The sequence below is a fragment of the Acidimicrobiia bacterium genome, from assembly GCA_035651955.1.
Classification (GTDB): Bacteria; Actinomycetota; Acidimicrobiia; order IMCC26256; family JAMXLJ01; genus JAMXLJ01.
The window spans coordinates 25,052-37,692 of the sequence record DASRES010000086.1; the positions used below are offsets into that span (position 1 = coordinate 25,052).

At 71.6% G+C, this 12,641-nt stretch carries 12 protein-coding genes; 8 read left to right on the top strand and 4 right to left on the bottom strand.

All coding sequences use genetic code 11. The features are described 5' to 3' along the window. The first annotated feature begins 3 nt into the window (after positions 1 to 3). The 5 genes from VFC33_18535 (at position 4) to VFC33_18555 (ending at position 6,664) form a co-directional block, all read left to right on the top strand. Positions 4 to 1,815, top strand: coding sequence for an AMP-binding protein (locus VFC33_18535; GenBank protein HZR15239.1), 1,812 nt, complete (start codon positions 4 to 6; stop codon positions 1,813 to 1,815). Positions 1,816 to 1,819: 4 nt separating this feature from the next. Beyond that, the gene (locus VFC33_18540; GenBank protein ID HZR15240.1) at positions 1,820 to 2,716 is read left to right on the top strand and encodes a branched-chain amino acid ABC transporter permease; all 897 of its coding nucleotides are present in this window, start codon (positions 1,820 to 1,822) and stop codon (positions 2,714 to 2,716) included. Next, entirely contained in the window at positions 2,713 to 3,867 is a 1,155-nt protein-coding gene (locus VFC33_18545; protein HZR15241.1) for a branched-chain amino acid ABC transporter permease, read from the top strand. The genes VFC33_18540 and VFC33_18545 overlap by 4 nt, the downstream gene beginning before the upstream one ends. 111 nt (positions 3,868 to 3,978) lie before the next feature. Further along, positions 3,979 to 5,253: an ABC transporter substrate-binding protein gene (locus VFC33_18550; GenBank protein ID HZR15242.1), complete on the top strand. Its 1,275-nt coding sequence runs from the start codon at positions 3,979 to 3,981 to the stop codon at positions 5,251 to 5,253. Between the two features lie 235 nt (positions 5,254 to 5,488). Next, positions 5,489 to 6,664, top strand: a complete 1,176-nt coding sequence (locus tag VFC33_18555; GenBank protein HZR15243.1) for an aminotransferase class I/II-fold pyridoxal phosphate-dependent enzyme — start codon at positions 5,489 to 5,491, stop codon at positions 6,662 to 6,664. Positions 6,665 to 6,725: 61 nt separating this feature from the next. On the opposite strand, the gene VFC33_18560 is transcribed toward VFC33_18555, so the two are convergent. Next, entirely contained in the window at positions 6,726 to 7,310 is a 585-nt protein-coding gene (locus tag VFC33_18560) for a TetR/AcrR family transcriptional regulator (protein HZR15244.1), read from the bottom strand. 76 nt (positions 7,311 to 7,386) lie between these two features. On the opposite strand from VFC33_18560, the gene VFC33_18565 reads away from it, so the two are divergent. Next, positions 7,387 to 8,130: a lysophospholipid acyltransferase family protein gene (locus VFC33_18565; GenBank protein ID HZR15245.1), complete on the top strand. Its 744-nt coding sequence runs from the start codon at positions 7,387 to 7,389 to the stop codon at positions 8,128 to 8,130. Here the strand turns inward: VFC33_18565 and VFC33_18570 are convergent. Genes VFC33_18570 through VFC33_18580 form a run of 3 tightly spaced genes read right to left on the bottom strand, consistent with a single transcriptional unit; the run spans position 8,113 to position 10,604 of the window. After that, the gene (locus VFC33_18570; GenBank protein HZR15246.1) at positions 8,113 to 8,631 is read right to left on the bottom strand and encodes a hypothetical protein; all 519 of its coding nucleotides are present in this window, start codon (positions 8,629 to 8,631) and stop codon (positions 8,113 to 8,115) included. The two genes, VFC33_18565 and VFC33_18570, sit on opposite strands and share 18 nt — an antisense overlap. A gap of 45 nt (positions 8,632 to 8,676) precedes the next feature. Next, the gene (glpK, locus tag VFC33_18575) at positions 8,677 to 10,173 is read right to left on the bottom strand and encodes a glycerol kinase GlpK (GenBank protein HZR15247.1); all 1,497 of its coding nucleotides are present in this window, start codon (positions 10,171 to 10,173) and stop codon (positions 8,677 to 8,679) included. Beyond that, positions 10,170 to 10,604 carry a hypothetical protein gene (locus tag VFC33_18580; GenBank protein ID HZR15248.1) on the bottom strand — a complete coding sequence of 145 codons (435 nt, stop codon included), beginning with the start codon at positions 10,602 to 10,604 and terminating at the stop codon, positions 10,170 to 10,172. Before VFC33_18580 ends, glpK begins: the two co-directional genes overlap by 4 nt. Positions 10,605 to 10,709: 105 nt before the next feature. On the opposite strand from VFC33_18580, the gene VFC33_18585 reads away from it, so the two are divergent. Together VFC33_18585 and tesB are read left to right on the top strand one after the other, a co-directional pair. Further along, positions 10,710 to 11,738 carry a 6-phosphofructokinase gene (locus VFC33_18585; GenBank protein ID HZR15249.1) on the top strand — a complete coding sequence of 343 codons (1,029 nt, stop codon included), beginning with the start codon at positions 10,710 to 10,712 and terminating at the stop codon, positions 11,736 to 11,738. Positions 11,739 to 11,772: 34 nt separating this feature from the next. After that, entirely contained in the window at positions 11,773 to 12,639 is an 867-nt protein-coding gene (gene tesB / locus VFC33_18590; protein HZR15250.1) for an acyl-CoA thioesterase II, read from the top strand. Positions 12,640 to 12,641 lie beyond the last annotated feature (2 nt).

Below are 12,641 nucleotides of genomic sequence, written 5' to 3' on the forward strand. Positions count from 1 at the left end.
CCGGTGTCCACGACGACGACGGCCGCCGGCGAGGAGACGCTCGGCGGGTTGCCGGAGCTGCTCGCTCGGCGCGCGCAGAAGGCCGGCGGCACGGTGGCGCTGCGCGTCAAGCGGCTCGGCTACTGGCACGAGACGACGTGGGCCGAGTACGCGCGGCGCGCCGCGGCCGCCGGGCTGGGGCTGCGCGCGCTCGGCGTCGACGCCGGTGAGACCGTCGCGATCCTGTGCGGCAACCAGCCCGAGTGGCTGTTCGTCGAGGTCGGCGCGCAGGGCGTCGGCGCGGCCGTCGCGGGTCTGCACCCCGCGACACCGCCGGGTGATGCTGCGCGCCTGCTGCACCACGTCGGTGCCGTCGCACTCGTCGTCGCGGACGAGGAGCAGCTCGATGTCGCGCGTGCGATCCGCGCGGACGTCCCGTCGTTGCGCACGATCGTGGTCGTCGACACGCGCGGCATCCCGTCGTTGCGGGCACGCGCGGAGGTGAGCCTCGACGAGCTCGAGGCGCTCGGTGGCGGCTCCCGTGATGGCGCCGACGACGTCGTCCGCGCGTGGGCGGAGACGAGCGCGCGCGTCGCCGACAGCGCGACGGCGCGCATCGTGTTCTCGGCAGGCAGCGACCCGCCGCGCGCCGTCGCGCTGTCGCGGACGAACCTCGTCGCGACCGGTGTCGCGCTCGGCGACGTGCTCGCGCTCGGCCCGGGTGACGAGACGCTCAGCTCGCTGCCGTTGTCGTACGTCGGCGCCGCCGTCGTGGCCGGCCCGCTCGCGCTCCGCACCGGGCTCGTCGTGAACTTCGGCGAAGGAAGGGAGACGCTCGTCGAGGACGCGCGTGAGGTCCAGCCGACGTTGTTCGTCGCCGTGCCGCGCTGGTGGGAGGAGGTGCGATCAACGATCGAGCTGCGGATGGCGCGCGCGGACGCGGTGAAGCGGGCAGCGTTCCGGTTCTTCCGCACTCGTGGCGCGAGCCGCGCGCGTGCCGGTCGGCCGGTCGGACGCATCGGGACCGCGCTCGTCTACCGGCCGGTGCGCGCGAAGTTCGGCCTGCGGCGCGCCCGCGTCGCGTTGTCCGTGGGTGCACCGCTCGCGCCCGCCGTCGTCGAGTCGTTCGCCGCGCTCGGGCTCGCGCTGCGCGAGTGCTACGGCACCGTCGAGACGACGGGGTTCGCGACGTGCCCACGCACGGTGCCCGTCCGCCCCGGCACGGCAGGCCCGCCGCTGCCGGGGATGCACGTCCGCGTCGCCGACGACGGCGAGGTGCTCGTGCACGGCGCCGGCGTCTTCACCGGGTACGTCGGCGACGACGAGCGGACGCGGGAGGCGATCGACGCGGGCGGCTGGTTCCACACCGGCGATCTCGGACGCCTCGACGACGACGGCAACCTCGTCATCACCGACCGCAAGAAGGACGTCGTCGTGACCGCGTCCGGTGCCGCCATCGCACCGCGGTTCCTCGAGGAGCGTCTGATGCGCTCGCCCTACGTGCAGCAGGCCGTCGTCGTCGGCGACGGGCGCCCCTACGTCACCGCGCTCGTCGCGCTCGCGCCCGACGTCGTCACCGCGTGGGCGCTCGAGCACTCGGTGCCGTTCACGACGTTCCAGGACCTCGCGAGGTCCGTCGAGGTCCAGGACCTGCTGCGGGGCGTGCTCGACGACGTGAACCGCGACGTCGCGCCGCCGGAGGAGATCCGCGACGTGCGCGCGCTGCCCGAGCCGCTCGAGCAGTCCGCCGGCGCGTTGACGACGACGCAGCGCGTCCGGCGCGAGGCGGTCATCAGCGCGAACGCGCAGCTGGTCGAGGAGATGTACGGATCATGAGCTCATGACGAAGTTCCTCGAGCTGGTCGTGGCGGGCGTCGCCAACGGCGCGCAATACGCGTTGGTCGCGCTCGGGTTCGTCGTCATCTACCGCGCGACGGGGGTGATCAACTTCGCGCAGGGCGGGTTCGTCGTCCTCGGCGCGTACTTCGCGTACGACTTCCACCAGACGCTCGGCTTGCCCTTCTACCTGTCGCTCGTCCTCGCGATGGCGGCCGGCGCGCTGGTCGGCGTGATCACCGAGGCGACCGTCCTTCGCAAGCTGACCGGCGAGCCGCCGTTCGTCGTCATCATGATCACGATCGGGGTGCTGACGATCATCGAACAAGTCGTCCCGACGGTGTGGGGCGGCAACCCGCTGCCGCTCGGCGACCCGTGGGGCGTTCGGTCCGTCAAGGCCGGGAACATCAACCTCCGCGTCGCCGACCTGTGGACGATCGCGCTCGTGATCGTCGTCCTCGGTGCCTTCTTCCTGTTCTTCCGGTACTCGAAGCTCGGCGTCGCGATGCGCGCGACGGCCGTCGACCTCGAGGCCGCGCTCGCCCAGGGGATCAGCGCGCGACGCATCGTGTCGCTGTCGTGGGCGATCGCCGGGCTCGTCGCCGCGCTCGCGGGCGTCACCCTCGCGGGTGGTGGCGCGGGTGTGCGGCCCGACATCGAGCTCGTCGCGCTGACCGCGTTCCCGGCGATCATCCTCGGCGGCCTCGACTCGCCGGGCGGCGCGGTCGTCGGCGGCATCGTCATCGGGCTCGCGCAGTCGCTCACCGCGGGCTACCAGCCCGAGTACGCGTCGTGGCTCGGCCAGGGCTTCGACCTGGTGATGCCCTACGTCGTGATGGTGATCGTCCTCATGGTCCGCCCGTACGGCCTGTTCGGCCTGCGCCACGTGAGACGCGCATGAGCGGCGGCGTCTTGTCGTTCCGGGCGTTCGGCGCGGAGCGCCGTCGTCGCGCCCGGCGGCGCTCGATGCCGACCCGGCCCGCGGACCAGATCCGCCTGCTGCGGACGCGCTCGCAGGTCGTCCTGGTGCTCGTGCTCGTCGCCGCGTGGGTGCTGCTGCCGCTCGTGCTGCAGGACTTCTGGCTCGACGTGCTCGCCCGCTGCGGGCTCGCGGCGGTGGGAGCGATCGGGTTGAACCTGCTGACGGGGTACACGGGCCAGATCTCGCTCGGCCACGCGTTCTTCATAGGCTGCGGCTCGTACGTCGCCGCGTGGTTCGGCGTGCAACAGGGGTTGCCGCTGTGGGTGTGGCTCCCGCTGTGCGCGCTGATCGGCGCCGCCATCGGCGCGCTCGTCGGACCGTTCGCGCTCCGGCTGCGCGGTGACTACCTCGCGATCGTCACGATCGGGCTGCTCTACATCGGCGCGCACATCTTCACGAACTGGGACACCGTGACCGGCGGTCAGGCCGGGACCGCGACGGATGCGCCGGCGAAGATCGGCCCCGTCGACTTCGCGCATCTCGAGCTGTTCGGGCGCACGTTCACGCGACGGCAGGGCCTGTTCTACCTGGTGTGGTTGATCGTCGGGATCGTCGCGCTGCTCGCGGTGAACCTTGCGCGGACGCGCCCCGGACGCGCGATGCAGGCGGTGCGCGACCAGGACGTCGCCGCCGAGGTCATCGGTGTCAGCCTCGCGCGCTACAAGATCGGCGCGTTCGCCGTGTCGAGCGCGTGCGCGGCCGTCGCCGGCGGGCTGTTCGGGCTCGTGCAGCAGTTCGTCAACCCGTCGGACTTCGGGGGCGCGCCGGGCCTCGTCCTGTCGATCACGTATGTCGCGATGATCATCATCGGCGGCATCGGGACCATCCGCGGGGCCGTGCTCGGCGCGCTCGTCGTCGCGGGCCTCCCGCAGGTGATCCAGCACATCAGCGAGTCGACGAAGATCCCGTTCGTGCAGAGCGGCTCGGGCGGCTCCGGCTACCTGTCGGTGTTCGCGCTCAACCAGATCATCTTCGGGATCCTCATCATCGTGTTCCTGCTGTTCGAGTCGCGGGGGCTCGCGGCGTTGTTCGACCGCGCCCGTGCGTACTTCCGGGCGTGGCCGTTCTGACGGTCGCGCCCGGCACTTCGTCCTGTTGCGGGTGACCATCCGGTAACTCCGGCCCTGAGCTGGGTAGGTTCCCGTGCCGATCGTGTTCCGAGAGGGGGACGGATGGAGCGGATGGCTCGGTGGCGGCCGGGGGGTCGCATGGTCGCCGTGCTGGTCGTCGTCGCGATGGCGACGTTGGGGGCGTCGTGCCGGGGGAGCAGCAGCCCGAGCTCCAAGAGCAGCGGCAAGAGCGGCGCGCCCGCGACGACGACCGGCTTCGACGGCAAGACGATCACCGTCGGTGCGATCTCGCCGCAGACGGGCATCGCGTCGGTGATCGGGCTCGCGCTCACGAACGGGAACCGCGTCTACTTCGACGCGCTCAACGCCAAGGGCGGCATCGCGGGCAAGTACAAGGTCAACCTCGAGGTCCGCGACAGCCAGTACAACTCGAACGTCGCGCAACAGAACTACGCCGAGCTGCGCGACAAGGTCGTGATGCTCGCCCAGGTGCTCGGGACGGACATCACGAACGCGCTCCTGACGCCGATGCGCCAGGACCAGATGGTCGCGGCACCGGCGACGCTCGACGCCGAGTGGGTGCGCGACGCGAACCTGTTGCCGGTCGCCGCGCCGTACCAGATCGAGGCGATCAACGGCATCTCGTACTGGGTCGACCAGGGCGGCAAGGGCAAGACGTTGTGCCTGATCCGCTCGGACGACAAGTACGGCGACGCCGGCCAGGCCGGCGTCGAGTACGCCGCCAAGCACCTCGACTTCAAGCTCGGCAAGATCACGACGTTCAGCGCGGCGTCGACCGACCTGACCGCGCAGCTGCAACAGGTGAAGTCGGGGTGCGACGCCGTCTGGCTCGTGGCGCTCCCGACCGCGACGATCCCGCTGATGGGCCAGGCCGCGTCGCAGAACGTGAACCTGCAGTGGCTCGGTCAGGCGCCGACGTGGGTCTCGCTCCTCGCGCAGGGTGCGACGGGCGCGTACACGAGCAAGCACTACTGGCTCGCCGCGCAAGGGCCGCAGTGGGGCGACACGTCCGTGCCCGGCATGAAGCAGATGCTCGACGACATCCAGCGCTTCGACCCCAAGCAGGGTCCGGACATCTACTTCGCGTTCGGGTACGCGCAGGCGTTCACTGTTGCGAAGCTCCTCGAGAAGGCGGTCTCGCTCGGTGACCTCAGCCGGGCGGGGATCCAGAAGGCGCTCAACGAGCTGGGAACGGTCGACACCCTCGGCCTGGCCGGCACGTACACGTACGGGCCGCCCGCGCAGCGCGTGCCGCCCCGTGAGTCGACGATCTTCGTCGCCGACCCGACCGCGCCGGGCGGGTTGCGGGCGCTGAAGACGAACTTCATCTCCAGCGCGGCGCAGTCGTACCAGTTCCCGAAGTAGCGCGACATCGTTCACTGCAGGTTTGGGATGTGAGCGGGACGGGATCCCGCTCACGTCCCACACCTCGGTGGCCGCTCGCGCTGCTCGCGCTCGCGTTGTTCGCCGTCGCGTGCAGCGCGGGTGACCGTCGACGTCGAGCTCATCCCGGGCCGCGGGTGCACCATGAGGACGCAGTGAGTCCGTGGACCGAAAGAAGAACCGGGGGCTTCGGACCCCGGGGCTACCCTGGCCCGTCATGGAGTTCCGCCGGATCAACGCCCTGCCGCCGTACGTCTTCGGCATCATCGACTCGCTGAAGATGGAGGCACGCCGGGCCGGCGAGGACGTCATCGACCTCGGGTTCGGCAACCCCGACGTCCCGTCCCCGGGCATCGCCGTCGACAAGCTCGCGGAAGCTGCCCGCAACCCGCGCAACCACCGGTACTCCGCGACGCGCGGCCTGCCGAAGCTGCGGCTCGCGATCACCGACCTGTACCGGCGCAAGTTCGACGTGCAGCTCGATCCCGAGACCGAGGTGTGCACGACGATCGGCGCGAAGGAGGGGTTCTCGCACCTGATGTGGACCGTGCTCGCACCGGGCGACGTCGCGTTCGTGCCGAGCCCGTCGTACCCGATCCACATCTGGGGCCCGATCCTCGCCGGTGCGGACGTCCGCCACGTCCGCCTCGGGCCCGAGCAGGACTTCTTCCAGCACCTGCTGAACGCGTGGGAGGAGTCGTGGCCGCGCCCGCGCGTCGTCGTGCTGTCGTTACCGCACAACCCGACGACGACGTGCGTCGACCTCGAGTTCATGGCCCGCATGGTGGACTTCGCGCGCGAGCACGACGTGCTCCTCGTCCACGACTTCGCGTACGCGGACCTCGGCTTCGACGGCTACGAGCCGCCGTCGATCCTCCAGGTACCGGGCGCGACCGAGGTCGCCGTCGAGCTGTACACGTTGACGAAGTCGTTCTCGATGGCGGGCTGGCGCGTCGGGTTCCTGCTCGGCAACCCGGAGGTCGTCGGCGCGCTCGCGAAGCTGAAGAGCTATCTCGATTACGGGACGTTCCAACCGATCCAGATCGCGTCGATCGTCGCGATGAACGAGACGCCCGACTACCCGCGGGAGGTCAACGCGATCTACAAGGGTCGTCGCGACGCGCTCGTCGACGGGCTCGCGCGCATCGGGTGGGACATCCCGAAGCCGCAGGGGACGATGTTCGTGTGGGCGCCGATCCCCGAGCCGTACGAGGAGATGGGCAGCCTCGAGTTCGCCAAGATGCTGGTGCCCGAGGCGAAGGTCGCGGTGTCGCCGGGCGTCGGGTTCGGTCCCGGTGGCGAGGGGTTCGTGCGGTTCGCGCTGGTCGAGAACGAGAAGCGCATCACCCAGGCGATCCGCGGCATCCGGAAGGCGCTCCCGAAGCTCGGGTGACGATGTCCATGCGTCGCTAAACGTCGTCAGACGACGACGAACGACGCATGGACGTCTGGGGTCAGCCGGTCAGGCCGTGGAGGCAGAACGAGACGGCCGCGTCGGCGATGCGGTCGACGGGCTCGTCGCGCTGGAAGAAGTACGCGCGCGTGAGCTGCTCGACGACGCCGACGACGGCCTGCGCGAGCACCTCGGGGTCCTGGTCGCCGATGCGCCCGTCGACGATGGCGTCCTTGATGTGACGGACGGTGTCGGCGATCGCGACCTCCTCGTTGCGGCGCAGCACCGGCGCGAACCGCTCCTCGGTCGCGGCGAACTGGAACAGCGTGAAGAAGTGGCGGTGGTCGCGGAACCACTCCATCGAGGCGCGGACGCCGCGCTCGATCCGCACGATCGGGTCGGGCTCGTCGCCGATCGCGGCCTGCTGACGCCGGCGGAGGTCCTGGTGGCCCTCGCGCAGGATCTCGGCGAGGAGCTCCTCCTTGCTCGAGAAGTACCAGTAGAAGACGCCCTTGCCGACACCGAGGCTCTGGACGATGTCGGCGACCGACGTCGGGTGGTACCCGCGCTCGGCGAACAGCGACGCCGCGCACGTCATGAGCTGTCGGCGCCGGTCGCGTCCTCGTTGCGTCAGCTTGCGCCGCATGGGCTCCTCCGCTCGGCCGGGGCAGGGTAGGAGGAACTTGACCGACGGGTCAACGCGGTTCGGGTACGGTCCGCGCGTGGCGTACTGGGCGCTGAAGGCGGTCCTCACCCCGATCCTGCGCCTCTGCTACCGCGTCCGTGTCGACGGGCGTGAGCACGTCCCCAGCCGCGGCGCGGTGATCCTCGCGGCCAACCACCGCTCGTTCATGGACTCGATCTTCCTGCCGCTCGTCGTGCGGCGGCGGGTGACGTTCGTCGCCAAGGCCGAGTACTTCGACTCGCCGCGCACCGCGTGGTTCTTCCGGTCGTGCGGCCAGATCCCGATCCGGCGCGAGGGCGGCAGCGCGAGCGAGGGTGCGCTGGCCGCGGCCACCGACGTGCTGCGCGCGGGCGGCGTGTTCGGGATCTACCCCGAGGGGACGCGGACGCGCGACGGCTACCTGCACCGAGGGCACACCGGCGTCGCGCGCCTCGCGCTCTCGACGGGCGCGCCGGTCGTTCCCGTCGGTCTCGTCGGCACCGACGAGATCCAGGCCACGGACGCGAAGCTCCCGCGCCTGTTCCGCGAGGTGCGCGTGCGGTTCGGCGATCCCATCGACCCGCAGCGCTACGCGTCGCGCGCCGACGACGGCGCCGGGCTCGCGCTGCGTGCGATGACCGACGAGGTGATGTTCGAGATCGCGTCCCTCTCGGGCTACGAGTACGTCGACACGTACGCGACGAAGCGGGCCGAGGACGTTCCCGCCGAGACCGCGATCGTCACGACGCTCGAGCCCGTGACCGACCCGGGGCCGATGCTGCCGTCAGTCGCGAACGGGTAACCAGCGTCGGCGCGTGCGAACGCCGTCGCGGCGGCGCTTCAGCCAGAAGACGATCCACACGAACACGAGCGGGACGCCCCAGATCAGGCTGCTGCGCATGATCGAACGTGCGACGGCCGGGCTGACCCGTCCCTTGCACCGCGGTCCGGGGCCGGCGACGTCGCCCGCGCCGAGATACCAGTGCGCGTGCCTCCCCGACGGGACGTGGGCCTCGAGCGCGTGTGGATGCGAGCCGGGCTCGAACACGGTCGGCGGTGTCACGCCGGGTGCGTCGACGAGCGCGTTCCACGTCCCGACGGGCACGGTCACCCGCTGGCCCGACGTGTTGACGTAGCCGAACACCGTCGTGTCGATGCCCTGCGCGGGGTCGTCGTGCGACGTGCAGGACAGCGTCGGCCGGACCGCGCTCGCGTCGGTCGACGTCGCGGGTGCCGCCGACGCGACCGAGGGCGCGGCGAGGAACGCCGCGACGACCGCGACCACGACCGCGAACCGTGACATCCCGATCCCATCGGCGGGTTCGGGACAAGCCTGAGGGCGTGGGCGTCAGGCCGGGCCCGACGCCCAGCCCCGCGACCGCTCGACGGCGCGGTGCCACATCTCCTGACGGGCGCGGACCTCGTCACGGTCCATCGACGGCTCGAACGTCCGGTCGCTGGCCCACGCGGCCGCGGCGTCGTCGGCGCTCGCCCACACGCCTTCGGCGAGGCCGGCGAGGTACGCGGCGCCGAGCGCCGTCGTCTCGGTCACCGCGCTCCGGCAGACCGGGACGCCGAGGAGGTCGGCCTGGAACGCGCACAGCACGTCCATCACGCTCGCGCCGCCGTCCACGCGCAGCTCGGCGAGCTCGATGCCGCTCGCGCGCTGCATCGACTGCACGACGTCGAGCGTCTGGAACGCCATCGCCTCGACGACCGCGCGTGCAAGGTGCGCGCGCGAGCTGCCGCGCGTCAGCCCGATGATCACGCCGCGCGCCTCGGGATCCCAGTACGGCGAGCCGAGACCCGTGAACGCGGGAACGAACACCACGCCGCCGGTGTCGGGAACGCTCGCGGCGAGCGGTCCCGTCTCGGACGCGTCGCCGATCACGCCGAGGCCGTCGCGCAACCACTGGATCGCCGCGCCGGTCACGAAGATCGAGCCCTCGAGGACGTATGTCGTCGCGCCGTCGACGGTCCAGCCGACCGACGTGAGCAGGCCCTCGGCGGGTGGCGGATGCGACGGCCCGAGGTTCACGACGACGAACGAGCCGGTGCCGTAGGTGTTCTTCGCCATCCCGGGCGCGAAGCACGCCTGCCCGAACAGCGCGGCCTGCTGGTCGCCCGCGATCCCGCTCACCGGCACGCGCAGGCCGTCGAGCTCGTCGCCGTCGGTGACGCCGAAGCGCCCGCTGCTCGGTCGCACCTCGGGAAGGCAGGCGAGCGGGACGCGGAACAGTTCCGCGAGCTCGGCCGACCACGCGAGCGCGTCGATGTCGTACAGGAGCGTGCGCGACGCGTTCGACGGATCCGTCACGTGCACGCCTCCGGACGCGCCGCCGGTGAGCTCGAAGAGGATCCAGCTGTCGACCGTGCCGAAGGCGAGGTCGGCGTCGGCCTCCACGCCGCCCTCCCGGAGCAGCCACGCGAGCTTCGTCGCCGAGAAGTACGAGTCGAGCACGAGGCCGGTGTGCTCGCGCACGAACGGCAGGTGCCCGGCGGCGCGAAGCGCCTCGCAGTCGGCCGTCGTCCGGCGGTCCTGCCAGACGATCGCGCGGTGCCGCGGCCGGCCGGTGGCGCGGTCCCACACCACCGCGGTCTCACGCTGGTTCGTCACGCCGATCGCGGCCACGACCTCGCCCGTCCCGTGCACCGTCTCGACGACGTCGCGCAGCGTCGCGCGCGTCGCGTCCCAGATCTCGTCGGGGTCGTGCTCGACCCATCCCGGCCGCGGGAAGTACTGCGGGAACTCGCGGTACGACGACGTGCGGATCGCGCCGTGCTCGTCGATCGCGAGCGACCGCACGCCGGTCGTGCCGGCGTCGATCGCGACGACGACGGTCACGCGGTCGAGACGTCCGCCGCGGCGCGTGCGTCCTCTCGCGGCGCGCGGGGGAGCGCGTCGGCGACCGCGTGGCCGACGGCCCGGTCGCGCGGCCGGAACTCGAGTACGAGCTCGCGGCTGCGGCCGAGTCCGACCCGCAACTGCAGCAGCGGGTGCCAGGCCGCGACCGAGCGGAGCGTGAACGCGCCGAGCGGCTTCGCGAGCAGGAGGTCCGCCTCGAGGAGCGGCCGGCCCCGCCGCGGCGTGTCGAAGACGAGCAGCCGCCGGTCGGTCAGCGCGAGCAGGTAGACGGCGCGGCTCGTCACCAGCAGCGGGACGCGGGCGCGGCGGTCGGCCATCCACACCGCGGCACTGGCACGGGGCTCCTCGCCGGGCTCGAGCAGCGGGACGAGCGCGGACTCGACGGCGGCACGGATCCGGCCTCGGCGCACGCCCGAAGGGTAGCGGGGGCGAGCGCGCGCAGAGTGACAGCGCGCGGGCGTGCCGTCCGCGACGGGCAACATGACGGGTCGCGGAGGCGAGGACCGGAGGTGACCATGCGAATCGGTGTCCTGACGGGCGGTGGCGATTGCCCGGGGCTCAACGCCGTCATCCGCGCGATCGTGCGCAAGGGCGAGGGCATCTACGGCCACACGATCGTCGGCTTCCGGTCGGGCTGGCGGGGCGTGATCGAGGACGAGACGATCGACCTCGACCGCAATGCGACGCGCGGGCTGCTGCCGCGCGGCGGCACGATCCTCGGCACGTCGCGCACCAACCCGTCGAAGGTCGACAACGGTTTCGAGAAGGTGCTCGACACGTTGCGCGGCGAGCGGATCGACGGGCTCGTCGCGATCGGCGGCGAGGACACGCTCGGCGTCGCGTCGCAGCTCACCGACGCCGGAGCGAACGTGATCGGCGTGCCGAAGACGATCGACAACGACCTCGGCGCGACGGACTTCACGTTCGGGTTCGACACCGCGGTGCAGATCGCGACGGACGCGATCGACCGTCTCCACACGACGGCCGAGAGTCACGACCGGGTGATGGTCGTCGAGGTCATGGGCCGCCACGCGGGGTGGATCGCGACGTACGCGGGGCTGGCGGGCGGCGCGGACGTCATCCTCGTGCCCGAGGAGCCCTTCGACATCGCGCAGGTGTGCGAGCACATCCGGCGGCGACACAAGCATGGTGCGCGGTTCTCGATCGTCGTCGTCGCCGAGGGCGCGGTCCCGAAGGAGGGGCAGATGGCCACGCAGTCGAGCGACGTCGACGCGTTCGGCCACGTGCGACTGGGCGGGATCTCGAACTGGGTGCAGCAGGAGATCGAGTCGCGCACGGGCTTCGAGACGCGCGTGACGATCCTCGGCCACGTGCTCCGCGGCGGCACGCCGACCGCGTTCGACCGCGTGCTGGCGACGAGGCTCGGGATCGAGGCGATCGACGCCGCGCACGAGCGTGACTTCGGGAAGATGGTCGCGTTGCAGGGCACGTCGATCACGCGCGTGCCGCTCGCCGACGCGGTGCGCGAGCTGAAGACCGTCGACCCGAAGATCTTCGGGGTCGCGAGCGTCTTCTTCGGCTAGCGGGGACGGTTGCGCCGCGTACGATCGCCTGCGCATGGGAACCGCGCTCGACGACCTGATCTCGCTGCTCGAGCTCGAGCCGCTCGAGGTCAACCTCTTCCGGGGCCTGAGCCCGGACGAAGACCGGCAACGCGTCTTCGGTGGCCAGGTGGCAGCGCAGGCGCTCGTCGCCGCGGGCCGCACGGTCGAGCCCGACCGGCCGGTGCACTCGCTGCACTCCTACTTCTTGCGCCCCGGTGACCCGACCGTCCCGATCGTCTACGAGGTCGACCGCATCCGCGACGGACGCAGCTTCACGACGCGGCGTGTCGTCGCGATCCAGCACGGCCGCGCGATCTTCAACCTGTCGGCGTCGTTCCAGGTCGAGGAGACGGGTCCCGAGCACCAGGACCCGATGCCGGACGTCCCCGACCCGGAGACGCTGCCGACGTTCCAGGAGCGGATCGAGCCGCACGTCGACCGCTTCGGTCCCGACTTCGCGCAGTGGCTCGTGCGCGAGCGCCCGATCGACTCGCGTCCCGTGCACGACCCGCCGTGGCTGGTGCCGAGCCCGCGCGCGCCCGAGCAGGACGTGTGGATCAAGGCGAACGGCGTGCTGCCCGACGATCCGCTGCTCCACGCGTGCGTCGTCGCGTACGCGTCCGACCTGACGCTGCTCGACACCGCGATGCTCCCGCACGGACGGTCGTTGCAGCAGGACCAGTTCATGATCGCGAGCCTCGACCACGCGATGTGGTTCCACCGCCCGTTCCGGGCCGACGACTGGCTCCTGTACCACCAGACGAGCCCGACGGCGTCGGGCGCGCGCGGGCTCGCGCAGGGGACGATCTTCCGTGCCGACGGCGTGCTCGCGATCACGGTGATCCAGGAAGGGCTCATCCGTCCCGTCGGCGCGCGCTGACG

Excerpts from the sequence above, each read along its gene's own strand:
- VFC33_18540 (HZR15240.1), top strand. The coding sequence starts at position 1,820 with ATGACGAAGTTCCTCGAGCTGGTCGTGGCGGGCGTCGCCAACGGCGCG.
- VFC33_18545 (HZR15241.1), top strand. The coding sequence starts at position 2,713 with ATGAGCGGCGGCGTCTTGTCGTTCCGGGCGTTCGGCGCGGAGCGCCGT.
- VFC33_18550 (HZR15242.1), top strand. The coding sequence starts at position 3,979 with ATGGCTCGGTGGCGGCCGGGGGGTCGCATGGTCGCCGTGCTGGTCGTC.
- VFC33_18555 (HZR15243.1), top strand. The coding sequence starts at position 5,489 with ATGGAGTTCCGCCGGATCAACGCCCTGCCGCCGTACGTCTTCGGCATC.
- VFC33_18560 (HZR15244.1), bottom strand. The coding sequence starts at position 7,310 with ATGCGGCGCAAGCTGACGCAACGAGGACGCGACCGGCGCCGACAGCTC.
- VFC33_18570 (HZR15246.1), bottom strand. The coding sequence starts at position 8,631 with ATGTCACGGTTCGCGGTCGTGGTCGCGGTCGTCGCGGCGTTCCTCGCC.
- VFC33_18585 (HZR15249.1), top strand. The coding sequence starts at position 10,710 with ATGCGAATCGGTGTCCTGACGGGCGGTGGCGATTGCCCGGGGCTCAAC.
- tesB (HZR15250.1), top strand. The coding sequence starts at position 11,773 with ATGGGAACCGCGCTCGACGACCTGATCTCGCTGCTCGAGCTCGAGCCG.